The organism is Nostoc sp. C117, from assembly GCF_043099735.1.
Taxonomy (GTDB): domain Bacteria; phylum Cyanobacteriota; class Cyanobacteriia; order Cyanobacteriales; family Nostocaceae; genus Nostoc.
This window is the reverse complement of sequence record NZ_CP170991.1, coordinates 921,587-937,887: the sequence shown is the minus strand read 5'-3', so window position 1 is coordinate 937,887 and position 16,301 is coordinate 921,587. Positions and strand designations below refer to the sequence as shown.

The 16,301-nt window shown below is 44.0% G+C and carries 12 protein-coding genes; 4 read left to right on the top strand and 8 right to left on the bottom strand.

Translation table 11 applies throughout. The features are described from left to right. Positions 1-466 precede the first annotated feature (466 nt). The 3 genes from ACFG4S_RS05550 to ACFG4S_RS05540 all read left to right on the top strand — a co-directional run bounded on the left by ACFG4S_RS05550 (position 467) and on the right by ACFG4S_RS05540 (position 5,896). Positions 467-934, top strand: a complete 468-nt coding sequence (locus ACFG4S_RS05550; protein WP_392533843.1) for a BON domain-containing protein — start codon at positions 467-469, stop codon at positions 932-934. A gap of 284 nt (positions 935-1,218) precedes the next feature. Next, positions 1,219-4,842: a chromosome segregation protein SMC gene (smc, locus tag ACFG4S_RS05545; protein ID WP_392533842.1), complete on the top strand. Its 3,624-nt coding sequence runs from the start codon at positions 1,219-1,221 to the stop codon at positions 4,840-4,842. Between the two features lie 58 nt (positions 4,843-4,900). Beyond that, positions 4,901-5,896, top strand: coding sequence for a PRC-barrel domain-containing protein (locus ACFG4S_RS05540; protein WP_392533841.1), 996 nt, complete (start codon positions 4,901-4,903; stop codon positions 5,894-5,896). Between the two features lie 100 nt (positions 5,897-5,996). Here ACFG4S_RS05540 and ACFG4S_RS05535 read toward each other — a convergent pair whose 3' ends face one another. Then, the gene (locus tag ACFG4S_RS05535; RefSeq protein ID WP_392535916.1) at positions 5,997-6,557 is read right to left on the bottom strand and encodes a hypothetical protein; all 561 of its coding nucleotides are present in this window, start codon (positions 6,555-6,557) and stop codon (positions 5,997-5,999) included. Between the two features lie 242 nt (positions 6,558-6,799). Between ACFG4S_RS05535 and ACFG4S_RS05530 the strand changes: the two genes are divergently transcribed. Next, the gene (locus ACFG4S_RS05530; RefSeq protein ID WP_392533840.1) at positions 6,800-7,180 is read left to right on the top strand and encodes a hypothetical protein; all 381 of its coding nucleotides are present in this window, start codon (positions 6,800-6,802) and stop codon (positions 7,178-7,180) included. Positions 7,181-7,389: 209 nt separating this feature from the next. Here ACFG4S_RS05530 and ACFG4S_RS05525 read toward each other — a convergent pair whose 3' ends face one another. The 7 genes from ACFG4S_RS05525 to ACFG4S_RS05495 all read right to left on the bottom strand — a co-directional run bounded on the left by ACFG4S_RS05525 (position 7,390) and on the right by ACFG4S_RS05495 (position 16,227). Beyond that, complete coding sequence (locus ACFG4S_RS05525) at positions 7,390-10,062, bottom strand: DEAD/DEAH box helicase (RefSeq protein ID WP_392533839.1); 2,673 nt, start codon at positions 10,060-10,062, stop codon at positions 7,390-7,392. 157 nt (positions 10,063-10,219) lie between these two features. Then, a complete protein-coding gene (gene proC / locus ACFG4S_RS05520; RefSeq protein WP_392533838.1) occupies positions 10,220-11,038 on the bottom strand; it encodes a pyrroline-5-carboxylate reductase in 819 nt (272 codons plus the stop codon). Between the two features lie 124 nt (positions 11,039-11,162). Further along, positions 11,163-11,768, bottom strand: a complete 606-nt coding sequence (locus ACFG4S_RS05515) for a cell division protein SepF (protein WP_392533837.1) — start codon at positions 11,766-11,768, stop codon at positions 11,163-11,165. A gap of 383 nt (positions 11,769-12,151) precedes the next feature. Beyond that, complete coding sequence (locus ACFG4S_RS05510) at positions 12,152-12,820, bottom strand: YggS family pyridoxal phosphate-dependent enzyme (protein ID WP_392533836.1); 669 nt, start codon at positions 12,818-12,820, stop codon at positions 12,152-12,154. Continuing rightward, positions 12,817-13,095 carry a transcriptional coactivator PipX gene (pipX, locus tag ACFG4S_RS05505; protein WP_096536564.1) on the bottom strand — a complete coding sequence of 93 codons (279 nt, stop codon included), beginning with the start codon at positions 13,093-13,095 and terminating at the stop codon, positions 12,817-12,819. The genes ACFG4S_RS05510 and pipX overlap by 4 nt, the downstream gene beginning before the upstream one ends. Before the next feature lie 535 nt (positions 13,096-13,630). Next, complete coding sequence (locus tag ACFG4S_RS05500) at positions 13,631-15,181, bottom strand: anthranilate synthase component I (RefSeq protein ID WP_392533835.1); 1,551 nt, start codon at positions 15,179-15,181, stop codon at positions 13,631-13,633. A 122-nt stretch (positions 15,182-15,303) separates the two neighbouring features. After that, a complete protein-coding gene (locus tag ACFG4S_RS05495) occupies positions 15,304-16,227 on the bottom strand; it encodes an energy-coupling factor transporter transmembrane component T family protein (RefSeq protein ID WP_392535915.1) in 924 nt (307 codons plus the stop codon). Positions 16,228-16,301 lie beyond the last annotated feature (74 nt).

The following is a 16,301-nucleotide window of genomic DNA, read 5'->3' as shown; positions in this document are numbered from 1 at the left end:
GATAACATCGAATCACCACTGTGGGATGGCACGATCTACCATTGAAAGAGCTAATCAGCATCTACGTTAAATTTACAGGGAGCTACAAACTTAATGCAGAGTCATCCTGGTTAGCACCCGTCAGGAAAACTGAATTAGCATTTCCCAAAACTGACTGCAAAATCTTAGTTAGGATTTACCCAAGTGTCACAGAAAATTAAAATTTTTAGTTTGTAGTCAGGGCTACCCTGTGGGAACGCTTTGCGAACAGCCCTGATTTTCAGGACTAAAGTCCTTACTACGAACTAAAAATAATATGCCGCGTAAGTGCTATTAGTTTCAAGAAATGGTTCAAGTTTGAATTTTTAGTAACCTGAGTGCTTGATTTAGCACTTTTGTTACTTGACATATAAATTTTTAACATTTGCTCCTCAACATCACACACAAATCAATTAATCGCTTCAAGTACTCAATTCGGAGATAGATAATGAAAAAGCTAATTCTACTTTTAGTTAGTAGCATTCTGCTAGTTGGTGCTGTTGGCTGCCAAGAAGCTCCTAAAACTGGTTCGGAAACTCCTAGCACTACTAATGAAGCCTCACAAGCGCCAGCAACTCCAGCTTCCCAGACAAATGCAACTGACGATAAAACTAAACTTCCGGAACCACCAATCACTTCTTTAGCACCTAGTACAGACACTAAAGTTAAAACCGATTCCCCAAAAATCGCAGCAACAAAAGCTAAAAGTGATTTAAAAACTGAAGTTAGTCAAAAATTGAATAATGGTTTACCAGGCAATAAATTACAAGTGGAAAATAAAGAGGGTGAAATTATCCTCAAAGGTACAGCTACTTCTGTTCAAGAACTGAAAAAAGCTGAAAGTTTAGCTAAGGAAGTTCAAGGTGTGAAAACAGTGAAGGTTGAAGCAAAAATTGAAACTTTGAAAAAGCCATAAGCTCAGGACAATGGCTCAACTTAAGTTAACATCGGCATGAAAACTAAACAGGACTTACATTTGCGTAAGTCCTGTTTTTGATTTGTTTAAATGAAGGATAGTTTCAATCGCTTTTGCTGCACAAGCATCGCCAAAATGTTGAATATAACTGAAGAAACGGATATACATATCTAAGGACAAGCCGCTACCCATCTACGATAATCCTAAATTCTCCCCCTTACCCTCTTGCGATTCCTGAATTAGTTGATACACTTGTTCTTCATTAGCCCAGTTAACCAGCGCCTATGGTTCATATCAAGCGCGTGGAACTTACCAACTTCAAATCCTTCGGCGGTACTACCTCAGTCCCTTTGCTGCCGGGGTGTACTGTCATATCTGGGCCAAATGGTTCGGGTAAATCTAATATTTTAGATGCACTGCTGTTTTGTCTAGGACTCTCCAGTTCTAAGGGAATGCGAGCCGATCGCCTGCCGGATTTGGTGAATAATACTCAAACAGCTAAAGGACGCGCTTCTATTGAAGCTAGCGTCACGGTGACGTTTGATTTGTCGGATGAAGTGTCACGCAGAGGCGCCCAGACCCAGAGGGAGGAAGATGAGGAAGAACCACTCAGCACTCAGCACGAGCTAAACGCAACAGCACTCAGCACTGAATGGAGTGTTACTAGAAGGCTGCGGGTGACTCATCAAGGGACTTACACATCGAATTACTATATCAATGGTGAAGTTTGCACGCTGACGGAGTTGCATGAGCAACTAAGTAATCTCCGGGTTTATCCTGAAGGCTACAATGTGGTGTTGCAAGGGGATGTGACTAGTATTATCTCGATGAATGCGCGGGAACGACGGGAAATTATTGATGAGTTGGCTGGGGTGGCGGCGTTCGATCGCAAAATTGTCCAAGCCAAATCAACTTTAGATGAGGTGAAGGAAAAAGAAGATAGCTGTCGGATTATTGAAACGGAATTAACTGCACAACGCGATCGCCTTTCCCAAGATCGGGCAAAAGCTGAGAAATATCAAAAACTCCGCACAGAATTTATAGCGAAGCAATCCTGGGAAGCTGTTTTATCATGGCGATCGCTACAAGCGCAACAAGAAAAGTTAGTTCACGAAATTCAAACAGGCGATCGCAATTTTACTGAACTCACAACCCAACTAACAAACCTAAATTCCCAAATCATCCAAAAAACTGCGGAACTCGAACAACTCAACGCCCATGTAAAAGCCTTGGGAGAAGAAGAACTGTTGGCAGTACAATCTACCCTTGCCACCCAAGAAGCAGAACGCAAGCAACTCCAGCGTCAGCTCACAGAATTACAAACAGCTTCCCAAGAAACTGCCAAACGTCTAACTCAGACTCAGCAAGAAATTCAAAAACACCGCCATTCCCTAAAAGAAATTGCCGAAACCCAAATTGTAGAGACGCGATTCATCGCCTCTTCCCAGCAGCAAAGAAATGAAGCCCACCAAGCCTTAGAAACCTCCCGCGAAGCCGCCGCAGAAATCGCCTCGGCTTCAGAAGCCTGGGTGCAGCAACAAACAGCATTCAACCGTCAAATTGAAGCTTTACTCCATACCCTAGAACCCCAACGCACCGAACAAGCACAACTCAGGGAACGCAATAATCAGTTACAGCAACTTATCCAAGAGCAAACCCAGTTAATTGAACGCGACGAACCGCTATTAGCAGAAAAACAAACTGAGTGTTATGGAGTTGAAACGGAATTTAACGCCTCTAGCGAACCCATCCAAAATTTAGCTCAAAATCTCTCAGCCACAGAACAAGAACTGCAAATCCAACAGGAAACCCAAAAACGGTTACTTTCTGAACAACGAGAAAAACAACGCCAGTTAGATAAAATCGAAGCCCAAGCCCAAGCCCAGCAAGAAGTCCAAGGAACTCAAGCGAGTAAAGTCATTTTACAATCAGGAATGCCTGGACTTTGTGGCTTAGTTGTGCAATTGGCAAAGGTGGAACCCCGCCATCAACTAGCCTTGGAAATGGCGGCTGGGGGACGCTTGGGACATATTGTGGTAGAAGATGACAGCATCGCCGCAGCCGGTATTGAACTGCTCAAACAGAAACGTGCCGGGAGAGCAACTTTTTTACCGCTGAATAAAATTCACGCGCCTAAATTTACTCAAGATGCAACGCTGCGTTTTGCTAGCGGCTTCGTTAACTATGCTGTGAACTTAGTTGATTGCGATCGCCGTTACAAAGATGTATTTAGCTATGTTTTCGGGAACACGGTAGTATTCGCCAACCTGGAGTCAGCGCGGAAGAATTTAGGATTGTATCGCATCGTTACCTTAGACGGGGAACTTCTGGAAACCAGTGGTGCAATGACTGGTGGTAGCAATACCCAGCGTTCAGCCTTGCGCTTTGGCAATGCGGAAGCGGGAGAATCTGATGAAGCAATCGCCTTAAGAAGTCGCCTGGTAGACATTGAGCGGGTTTTAGAGCGTTGTACTGAAGCGATCGCAACTTTGTCAACCAAAACCAAAAAGCTCACTCAGGAACTCACTGAAGCGCGACAGGCGCGGCGGGAACAGCAGTTGCAATTGGAACAGTTGCAGAAAGATATTAAGAGTTTAACAGCGCAATTAGAGGGGACGCGATCGCAACTCGCCCAAAACAGCCAAAAGTTAACCACTGCTCAATCCCGATTAGAAATTTTAGAGCGGGAATTACCTGGGCAAGAAAACGAATTGCAACAATTGCGACACGCATTAGCAGAGTTAGAAGCATCCCAAACCCCCAGTGAATGGCAACAAATTCAGGCAACCATTAAAATTCAAGAGCAACAATTGCAACAACGCGAAACAGCGTTACGGGAAGCTGAACAAAGATTAAAAAATTTAGAAAATCAACAACAACGTTTGCAAGAAAAAACCCAAGAAGCCGAAACCCGAATCACCGAATACGAAACCCAACAAATCTCTTGTAGAGATGCGATTCATCGCGTCTTAAGCCAAATCACAACAATAGACGACCAAATCACCCAAACCCGTTTATCGTTGAGTGAAATGGAGCAAAATTTGGGAGAAGAAAAACAAAAACGCGACGCGACAGAACTGGAAGTGCGATCGCATCTTTTACGCCAACAACAATTGGAATGGGAAATTCAAAAACTCCAAGAAACCCAAGAGAAGCGGCGGGAGGAACTAATTGCACTGCAAAACCAATTGCGGGATCTGGGAGCAGAATTACCAAATCCCTTGCCAGAAGTTCCAGATAAGGTAGATTTAGAAGAATTGCAAAAAGAATTGCGATCGCTTACCAAACGCTTACAGGCGATGGAACCTGTGAATATGCTGGCGTTAGAAGAATACGAACGCACCCAAAACCGCCTCCAAGAACTCACGCAAAAATTAGAGACACTAGAAGGTGAACGCACCGAATTACTTTTGCGGATTGAAAACTTTACCACATTGCGGCAACTCGCCTTTAAAGAAGCTTTCGATGCTGTCAATGAAAACTTTCAATCGATTTTTGCCGTTCTATCTGACGGCGACGGCTACCTACAACTAGAAAATCCCGAAGATCCTTTTAGCAGCGGACTCAATTTAGTCGCGCATCCCAAAGGTAAACCAGTACAGCGCCTAGCGTCCATGTCCGGGGGAGAAAAATCACTTACAGCCTTGAGCTTTATCTTCGCACTTCAACGCTACCGTCCATCCCCATTTTACGCCTTTGACGAAGTGGATATGTTTTTAGATGGAGCAAACGTAGAACGATTAGCTAGAATGATCAAGCAACAGTCACAACAAGCCCAATTTATAGTTGTTAGTTTGCGTCGTCCGATGATAGAATCAGCCGAACGCACAATCGGCGTTACTCAAGCACGAGGAGCTTACACTCAAGTTTTGGGGATTAAATTACAATCATCCAATACATCTGCTTGAGTTTTTGTTAATAATAGTGTATAGATAAACCGGATTCGAGATCAGGACTCGGTATAGAATGACCTCCGAACAGATAATTAGGCGTTCCGACATATTAAATACCCAGGTGATTACCCGCGACAACGGCAAGCGGCTAGGCATCGTCAGTCAAGTCTGGGTTGATATCGATCAACGAGAGGTTGTGGCTCTTGGTTTGCGAGACAGCCTGATCTCCATTTCGGGCATACCGCGCTATATGTACCTCAACACTATCAACCAAATTGGTGATGTCATCCTAGTTGATAACGAAGATGTAATAGAAGATATTGAAGTTGAATCTCTTAGTAATCTAATCAACTGGGAAGTAATTACAGAAACTGGTGAAGTATTAGGCAAAGTCCGGGGCTTCAAGTTCAACGGCGAAACAGGTAAACTTGAATCTATAGTCATCGCTTCTTTAGGATTGCCCCAAATTCCCGATCAATTTTTGAGTACTTACGAGTTCTCAGTGGATGAAATTGTCAGTACTGGCCCCAATCGGTTGATTGTGTTTGAGGGAGCCGAAGAACGGGTGGAACAGTTGACAGTCGGTTTACTAGAGCGTTTGGGTATCGGTAAAGCGCCTTGGGAGCGAGATGCAGAAGAAGAATACGGCTACACTCCACCACGTACAATTGCACCACCGAATCAACTGCCTAGTGGAGTGCCATTGCAACCACCCAGGCAAAAAGTTCGCGCCCCCGAACCTGTAGCGCGGGAAGAAGAATGGACTGAAGACTATGTAGAAGAGGAAAGGCCACAGCGTCAGGTAATGAAGGCGCGCCAGTATGAGTCTATTCAATATGAAGAAGACGACGAAGAAGATAACTGGAGCGAAGCAAGTGGTAGCGACAGATATAAACAACGGCAACCGCTAAAGTCAGAATCCCAGCCCTATGGCAAACCCTACGTTGACGATTACGATGATTATGACGACGTAGAAGGCGATGCTTGGGAAGATGCGCCAAAGCCCGTGAATATTCCCAAGAAAGTCAAGGAAAGACAGCCAGAATACGAAGAAGAAGGCGGATATTAAGTAATTCGTAATTCGTAATTAAATTCAGCCCTCTCCTTACTGACAAGGAGAGGGTTAATTTTTTAGGTGTAGGGTGCGTTAGCGACATAATATCGCGTATTTAAGGATTAATTGCAGAATTAGCCATTTTTACTAAAGAAGTGCGATCGCCAGCTTTTAACCCAAAAGTATATTGCACACCCTGTTGTCGCCAAGTCAAGGTAGCATCTGAACAATTAGCACCACAACTAAAATCCACAAAATAGCCAGTAATACCCTTTGCTAGGGATACAGGTTTACCAGTAAGGCGGGGTGTTTTGCGAGTTACTGCTTCAGCATAAAGCTCACCCAAACGACAAGCAGTCCCACCACTACAATCGGGACTGAAACCGAGTAAAATATCGTACCTCTTTTGGCTGACAGCTTCTATAATCGCATAAATTGGGTTTTCTCCATCCGACTCAGGAATAAACTTTGGTAATAAAATCTTAATTTGAGTTTTTTGTTTTAATTTGGGCAAAATAGATTTAAAAATTGGATGTGACTGGATTCTACTGTTTCCTTGTGCTATCAGTTGGGACTGATTGTTTATAGTGGCTACAGCTGACTTGTGCAAGCTGCTAACGCTGACTAATAAAAATACAGCGCACACAGCACCGATCTTTTTAAAGTTTAAAATCATCATTACAAACCTAATTTCATCTAAAACACTTATTTGTAATACCCATTTTAAGTATCAAATTACGCATTTTATAGATAAAAAAGTGTGAAAGCTGGGAATAATAAAATACCAAATTAATTAGCTTTGACTTACTTGGAAGTTAAAAATCTGATAAATTTTTGGTTATATAGATAAAAGGTCACTTGACCTCTAACTATTAATCGGATAGCCTTAGCGTTCAGAAACACTTTATTGTCAAACCAATGAGCAGAAAATTAATACTTAGTTTGCTTTCCACTTCCACCGTTTTTACTTCCCTAATGTCTACGTTGGGAATAATGCATCCTGCCCATGCGAGTGTTACTATTACTCAGCGATTACTGCACACACAAGATGGCCGTACCTGTATTACTAACCCACATGGTGGAAAAGATTTTGTGTGTATTCGAGATTCAGAGAGAGTGCGCCCGTATACTTCTACACGTTCTTCAACCATTGTTACATCTGTATCAGATAAGAATATTGCAATGTTGGACTTTACTGATGAAGAAAGCGATGCTGCAATTAAGACATTTGGTTGCGATTGTCCATTATGTATCAATTCTTTGCGTCAATTGCGGGGAACTGGAAACTTAGTATATTAGGATCGCAATCACTCCTAATAGACTTTTAACAACATCTTGATAACTTACATAGATGTGACTAATGTTTAAAGTATACAAAACCAAAAAAGCATTTTTAACTAGGCACCACAGAGAAAAAGACGCGGGGATGGAGAGGAGTCGGGATAGGGAGATTAATTAATTTCCCCGCCTTCCTTAGAGCCATATGTCCTCGCGTCCCCGCACCCTCTTCATTCAACCACTTCATTTACAGGGAATCTATCAATTAGTTGCATTGCCCGATGAGCATTACGTTGGAAAGAGTCTGGCAAATGAGGGACATGGGGTATCTGCGATAATAAATCCAATGTCCGCCGTAAAATTCTCACCACGTCGCCTTCATCCAATGTGGTGTTTTCGCACAGTTCTATCCACTCCATTCCTAAGGCCCATTGTTCTACTAAGGCAATTAACTCAAATTCCAACCATATTGGTAACGCTACATTATACCGCCGTTGTAGTTGAAACATTTGCCGGCGAATTCCGCGCAATTTTGCCAAGGCTTCTGCTACTTCATTACTGAGGTCATAGTTAACCTTGCTATCTGGTCGGGGCGTTTCCATCACCAAAGCCGCTGCTGCTGCTGCTAAATGGTGCGGATCTAAATTGTCTAATTCACCACTAGCAAATACTAAACCCAGCCACAATTCATTTTCACCGCGAATAGCAGCAGCAATTCGCCCTAATACTGTGGGTACTAGGTTATCTAATGCGCCAAAGTGTTGCAAAATTGCGATTAAATTGACAAACTCTTCCCAATGACGTTGTGACTGTTGCTCTACTTGCTCTTGCACCTGTTCGAGTTCGGCTTCTAGTTCGACATAACGCGCTCGGCGTTTGAAAAGCGTTGCCGCATTGCCTGATTGATGTAAGGGGTGAGTTTCTAGTTGTTCTTGGATGGCGGCAGTGCGACTGAGTTGTTCGGCTACCTCTGGGGCGATATACAAAGATTCTAGGGGTTCGGGAATGCGGGTGGCGATCGCAAATGTTTCTTGACTACCACGATGTGACTGTCCTGGTCTCAAGGGCATTTCTGTTGGTGGTAGCACATCAGGGGGCACTTCAACTCGCGGCAGTTCGGCATACAAATCAACGACATCCCCTGTAGTTACCACATACCAACGGTTATCCTGTCCCAAGCATACAAAGTAAGGAGCTTGATTAGAATCAGGCGTTTTTCCCACCAACACTGCGGTTATGGGTGAAGGCACTGGGATATTTTTACCCTTGAGACTTAACAGAGTTCCTGACACTGCAAAGCCCAACATCATTGCTAATTGCTCTTGCCGGTCAGACTGCGCTTGCTGTTCGAGAGTTTTCAATATCTGGCGTTCCACTTTCAGCCGTTGCCGCAATTTCTCATAAATTGCTAGTTCATTTTCATCGACGGCGGCGATTTGCTCGCGTAATTGGGCTAATTGTGCTTCCAGTTCGGCAATCTCATCGTATTCTGGTCTTAAGTGCAAGGTCGCCATATACTGCCCAAAACTGCGTTCTATCAGTTCCCTAGCTTGCTCTATGGTGTGGGTTTGCAGCAGGTTAAGTACCATGCCATAACTCGGCGTAAACTGGCTGACAAGGGGATCTGGCTTGGATGTTGCCAAATACGCGGCTTCTTTAGATCCTTCAAAAGGAGTTTGGACTGTCACCACATGACCTTGTTTATCCATTCCTCGGCGGCCTGCCCTTCCTGCCATTTGCAGGAATTCGGAAGCATTTAACAGCCGATGTCCAGTGTCAGTACGCTTAGAAAGGGTGGAAATTACTGTTGTGCGGGCGGGCATATTAATTCCCGCTGCCAGTGTCTCAGTAGCGAATACTACTTTAATTAGCCCCTGCTGAAATAGTTCTTCTACCAATGCTTTCCACGCAGGCAAAATCCCGGCGTGGTGGGCGGCAATTCCCCGGTATAAGGGGGCAATTTGTCCAGAACGGCCGGCGTCGGGATTACGGCTTAAAAAATCATCAATTTGTTCTCGTAAAATTTGGGACTCTTCATTATTTACCAGCCATAAATCACCCACTTCTGCTACTGCTTTATCGCATCCCCGACGGCTGAAGATAAAGTAAATCGCTGGTAACATGTCCCGTTGCTGCAAGTGGCTTAAGGTATAAATAATACCAGGAGCTTCTGGTCTACCAGCTTTGCCGCGATCGCCTTGTCTTTTTTTGCCCCGATTTGCCAGACGCGGATTAATTTTAGTTTTGCTGTCATTCAGCAGGGGAAATAATCCTTTGGGATTGCAAAAGTGAAATTCCAAAGGTACGGGGCGAAAATCGGAGTAAATTAGGTCTGTTGGCCCATGAACCCGATTTAACCAGTCGGTGAGTTGATCGCTATTGGCAACAGTTGCTGAGAGGGCTGCCAGTTGGACTTCACGGGGACAGTAGATGATTGATTCTTCCCAAACTGTACCGCGCTGGCGATCGTTCATGTAATGACACTCATCAAGTATCACCGCTTCCACGTCTACTAATGAGATGCCGACTTGCCCAATGGGTGTGCCATAGAGCATATTTCGGAAAATTTCTGTGGTCATCACCAAAATCGGTGCATCTCTGTTAATGGAAGCATCTCCAGTTAACAGTCCCACCAAATCAAACCCAAATTTTTCTCGAAAGTCACGTAATTTTTGATTCGACAGCGCCTTGAGAGGAGTCGTGTAAAACACACGTTTTCCTCGCGTCAGGGCGCGATAAATGGCGTATTCTCCGACTAAAGTTTTGCCCGAACCAGTGGGCGCACATACGACTACCGAACGTCCCGCGTTGAGGGACGCGATCGCATCTTTCTGGAATTGATCCAGTTCAAAGGGAAATATCGACCTCAGGTCAAGTTCTGGAGATGGCGCGGGATAATTCACTCAATCACATTTGCAACCAGATTGTTTACTATATTAACGAGTCTTTTGTCAACTTCGTTAGGAATTGGGGATCGGGGATTAGAGATTGGGGATTGGGTATTGGTTATTTTTCCCTCATCCCCCAGTCCCTAGTCCCTAGTCGCCAGTCCCCAGTCTCTCATTTTCCCAGTTCTTGCGATCGCTCGGTGGCAGCTTTGACTGCTTCAATTAAAGCTGAACGAAATCCTGCCTGTTCTAGTTTGGCAATCCCAGCGATTGTTGTACCACCGGGACTGGTAACCCGATCTTTAAGTTCTGCTGGGTGCATTTTGGTTTCCTGTAACAGCTTCGCTGTTCCCAGTACAGTTTGCAAGGCTAGTTGATTGGCAATAACTCTAGGTAAACCTGCGGCTACTCCGCCATCAGCAAGTGCTTCTACCATGAGCGCTACATAAGCTGGTCCGCTACCAGATAGCCCTGTAACTGCATCCATCAGCACTTCTGAAACTTCTACCACTTCCCCAACAGCAGAAAAAACTTTATGTGCTATTTGGTGATGCTTAGGGTTTGTATATGCACCTGAAGAAATCGCCGTAATCCCTGCTCCCACCGTTGCTGGGGTGTTGGGCATTGCTCTAATTACTGGCAATTGCACAAATGCAGCTTCTAATTGACTTAAAGGTACACCCGCTAAGATGGAAATAATCAACGGTGGATGTTCTATATTCAGAATATGAATATCTGCTAATTCTTGAGCGATCGTGCTAAAGACTTGCGGTTTCACTGCCAAAAAGACAACTTCTTTTGCTTGGGTGAAAACCTCGCTACTATCTGTCGTCACGGCAACGTTGTACTGTTGCTTTAAAAAATCCTGGCGTGAGGATAGCGGTTCGCTAACTATTACTTCTGATGATTGATAAATTTCCAGCGTGATAAGGCGGGATAACAGCGATTCTCCCATTACCCCACCACCAATTAAGCCAAATTTAATAGTCATTGGTCATTAGTCATTTGTCATTTGTCATTTGTCACTTGTACTAAGCGTAGTCGAAGTATTGGTCATTGTTTATTGTTAACTAAACAAAGGACAAAAGACAAAGGACAAAAAGACTAATTTAACTTTATTGTGCCATCCGATTAGGTTCGTTACCCCAATTTTGATTTGAAGATGAAGAACCGGCGGGACGAGAAGGACGTGCTGGCGGTTGTGGTACTTCATGAAGAACCCCACCTTGGGTACTAACTTGGACACAGCTGGGCGTAAACAAAAAGATGCTCTCACCGATACGCTCTTGATGTCCATCTAGGGCGTAAGTACCACCTGCGACAAAATCTACTGCTCTCTGAGCTTGATCTGGGTCCATGATTGTCAGGTTTAATACCACTGACTTCCGTTCGCGCAGTGCTTGAATTGCCTGAGGCATTTCTTCAAAGGTGCGTGGTTCGAGAACTAAAACTTCCGAAATTCCGTTAATTGCTCCTGGCATACCAATAACATTCCCCATTGGCTTGGACCCTGCTGCTATATCATCTCCCATTGTAGGCACTGGTTCCCGCCAACGTCGATTTTGAGTTGCTGGGGTTTCTTGTGGTACTGGTTGGGGATTTTCTTGTTGATACAGATTTTGGTAATTATTATCTGTTTCTGGTTCTTCTTCGTAATATTCGTATTCCACTTGCTCATTTAGACCCACAAAGTCTCTGAGTTTGGAAAAGATGTTGTTCATTGTGTGTGTACTCTCCTGGTGCGAATAGCCTATGTTGACTTGGCTGAGGATTGATTGAGTTAAGAGCGGTGCCTTCGGCGGTAAACCACGCTACATAGGTGGATACTTCAGCAAGTATATTGCTATTTGTAGCCTCTACTACGGGTTTTAGCGATGAACTGACACTTTTGGCAAGGTCTGTGCATCGCCTAAACACAATAATGAGTCAAGATTATATCCTAAGGTTTGTCCGAAGGAAAGTTCTTTTTACCCGATTTTTACTTGGCGATTGCTCTTGTCAATACTATATCCTTTGTTTCCAATTGCACCAGTCTCTAACAAAATTCTTGTCATCAAATCCTTAGTTCTATTAATACTGAACCACAAGGCTGATGACGAATAAGTTAGGAGCGATCGCCAAACAAGATTGTTCCTAATCGCACCATCGTTGCGCCAGCTTCCACTGCTAGTTCGTAGTCGCCTGACATACCCATAGACAGTTCGTGCATTTTAATGTGCGACCAGTTTTGCTGCTCGATTTCTTTTGCCAACTCACGACTTTGATTAAATACACTCAGAATTTCCGGCTGATTTAGTCCTAAAGGCGGAATTGTCATCAAACCTTGAATTTGTAAAGTTTTGTATTGATTGAGGATGGGTAAATCAGCCAAAAGTTCTGACACACTCCAACCCGACTTATTGCGATCGGGGATAATTTTCACTTGTAGACAAACCTGGGGACTCACTCCTAGCTGTTGCGCCAATTGTTCTAAGCGCGCAGCCAGGTTCAAATTATCGACGGAGTGAATCCAATGAAATTGTTCAATGGCTTTTTTGGCTTTATTGCTTTGCAAATGTCCAATAAAGTGCCAAGTAATATCCGGTAAGTCTTGTAACTCGGCTTGTTTAATGGCGGCTTCTTGGATACGACTCTCCCCAAAATCACGAATTCCTGCGGCATAGGCAGAGCGAATCGCCTCAGCAGAAACTTGCTTGCTAACAGCAATCAAGCGGACTGAAGTTGGCAGAGAGGAGCGAATGGTAACAATACGTTCGGAAATCGAACTGCTCATTGGAAGGTGCGTTGGAAAACACTCTGAAGTTGATCGTACTCTTGAGATTGCCCAGTGCGGCGCAGAGTACGCAAGCGATTTTCCAACATCATTCTCGCTTCGGTACGTCCTATGGGCTGGAACTTCACACCTTTAATGTCATTTGCCACCAAAAAAAACAATCGCTGGGCATAAAGTGTCGTGAACAAATCTTGGTTTTCATCAACCATACAGATCTTATAGAGTAAACCCCAAGTTGGATGATTTATGTAAGTTTCTGCGTTTTCTGGGTTCATTTAATAGTCAAGGTGGGAGTTATGTATATCTTTTCGCAGTCAATTCTAAATATTCAGACGATAATACCAACATTCGCCAGAATATTTTCTGAAAATGCGAAACTGCGGTTATGAAGACCTTGATCTAGTTTTTAATCAGTAAATGAAGCTAGTGGTAGCTAGTGAAGCGGAACTTGTTGAAAGTTTGGCGTAGCAAGGGAAAACACCCGTTAAAAATTCAAAATTGAAGAGAGTTACATAAGGCTACTGTTACCGTGACTGAAACTGAAGCTACCTGTAGACGAATGCGAGAGTGTTTGGTAGAGAAGGGGTCTACTGCCTTTAATTTACGATCAACTTCTAACGGCAACAGGCAACTTTCTAACTTCTTTCCATACTGCCACAACTGTCGCTTAATGGAGCAACATAGCTTATGTGAATGGGCATAGGGCAAAAGAATCCTCAGTGCTGAGTTAGGAGTTTTGTTTATCTCCCATCTCCCCATCTTCTGTTCTCCTCTTTCCATAGCTCATACCTTATGCTCTATGCCCTATGCTCAATTTCCTTGTTGATTATTCAGCATTTTTAGCGCTGCCAGTTGTGCTTGAGCTTTGTGTAGAGATTCGTACCATTCTCTCTCAGGATCGCTGTCTGCGACAATTCCTGCACCAACTTGTCCCCAGACGATATTCAGTGGGGAGTGGGAGGATGAGGAGGATGAGGAAGTAATTTCTCTCCCTAGTCCCTCATGTCCCTCATCTTCATTCGCAGGGGCTAGTAGCAGGGTGCGGATTAAGATGTTTAAGTCTAAATTACCGCGCCAATCTAAATAACCGCAGGAACCGTAGAATAAGCTGCGCCGCACGGGTTCTAGTTCTTCAATTATTTCCATACAGCGGACTTTGGGACAACCGGTAATTGTGCCACCGGGGAAGGTGGCACGAATTAAATCAATCCTGGTGCGATCGCCTTCTAAAGTGCCTTTAATGTTGCTGACAAGATGCATCACGTGACTATATCGCTCAATTGTCAGCAATTCGTCTACAACAACACTTCCCCATTCACAAACTCGCCCTAAATCATTGCGTTCCAAATCCACGAGCATGATGTGTTCGGCGCGTTCTTTGGTGTTGCTGAGTAAATCTTGTGCCAGTTGCATATCTTGTTTTGGGGTTGCGCCACGCGATCGCGTCCCGGCGATCGGTCTAGTTTCGGCTTGTCGATTTTGCAACAGTACCAACCGTTCTGGCGAACAACTCATCACTTCTCCCCAAGGTGTTTGCCAATAGCTGGCAAAGGGAGAAGGATTAATTTTTTGCAAGGTTTGATAAATTTCCCAACCAGAAGCCGTTGTAGACGCTTGAAATCGCAATGAAAGATTTGCCTGAAAGATGTCTCCAGCCTGAATATATTTTTTCACCTGGTTGACAGCTGTTTCATAATCTGTTTGCGAGGTCAAAAAAATAGGGGATGAGGGAGAAAATTCTGCTCTGTTCCCCTTGTCCCCTTGTCTCCTTGTCCCCTTGTCTCTTTCTTCAATTCCTTGTCTTTTCTCCAATTTCTCTTGTAATTCATCGAGTCCACTCGTATCGCTGGCGGCTAGCCACAGAATTTGTTGTGCGTGATCCAAAATGGCAAAAGAATCTGGCTCGTACCAAAAAGCTATAGGAAATGGTAGGGGATCAATTTTCTCATGGGGTAGCCGTTCAATTTCCCATGCCACATCGTAGCCTAGCCAACCCAACCAACCGCCGGTGAAGGGGAGGTGGGGAGGTGGGGAAGATGATGCGGGGAATTTATCGCAAACACTCGCAGCATCAGAGTGTCCTTTTTCCCCGTGTCCTTGAGATTGCAATAACTCTTCTAGGAAGGGAAAAACCTGTCCTAGTTCTGGTGTCCACATCTGTGGGACATCATCAACTATACGAGGAGTACCTGCACAGATAGAATATCGGCTAAGTTGAGGATGTTCGATTGGAGTTGGGTAAGGACTTTCCAGTAGGGTAGCAATTGCCGACGCAGTAGTGGGGCGAAACAGAGCGGTAAAAACTTCTGAACCTGTACGTTTCTCTAAGGGTAGCGATCGCCAATACCAAGCCTTGGTCATACTGTTTATAAACGTTGTCAATACAAAAATCCCATAATTGGGAGCGTTGTTGAGGTTTATTCAGCGTTGTTTAGCAAAATAGCTCGTTAGACTTTGCTCTGAACTATTTTCTCGATCCAAAATTAGACTTTAGTTCCTATCGCCAGTCGTATTCCCCAGAATAAGACTAAAGTTGCAATTGCCAACCAGTCAAGGGCTTTTAATCGTAATTCGTGCCACTGGACTCGATGTTCATTGGGACTGGTAAAACCCCTCACCATCATTGCATTCGCCATTTGTTCCGCTCGTAAGAGGAGATTGTCTAACAGTCTCTCTGCGACTGTCATCCAAAGCTTAAATGCTCCTTTTAATCCCAGCTTTTTCCAATTGATTGCCCTTGTCATTACAGAGCGAAATAGATTTTGTACTTCTTCTAAAACTAGGGGAATAAAGCGCAAAGATAAAGTTAAAGTTAAAGTAATTTCTGTAACAGGCAACTTTAGACGCCGCAAGGGTTGCATTAAGCTTTCTATGCCAGACGTGATTTCTTCTGATGCGGTTGTCAGTAGATAAAGGTTGGTGCTGTAAATGACGGTAAATATAATACTACTCAGATTTACCCCCAAATCCCAGGAGCGGCGAGTCACTTTAACTATGCCTTTGTGAAATAGTACGTAACTATATTTTTGTTTTTGACTGCCTGTTTCTTCTTGAACTACATTATTCGAGTTTGCTGGCTGGGTTAAGATTTGTTCATTCGCTGGCAAGCGCGGTTGATAATTTACACCAGTTGCATCGGGAGTAATGGCGGCGATCGCTAAGACGAAAAATGATAGCATCAATAACCAACCCATTTGCTGCCGCCATACTCGTTGGGGAATCCTAGCAAGTAAGGTCGCAACTATCAATATTACTACCAGCAGCACACGCCAAACGTTGTTCGATAATATATAGCTGGTTAAAAAACTCATTAACCAGGCAAACTTGACTCGCGGATCGATTTTATGCAGCCAAGTTTGGGGTTGTTCTAAATAAAGTCCAAGTGGCAGCGATCGCAGTAAATCCATTTTAGAGTTAGGAGTTAGGAGTTTTGGCTTATAACTTTCAACTTGTGTTTCTATCAAACTCAAGTCGATAGGGT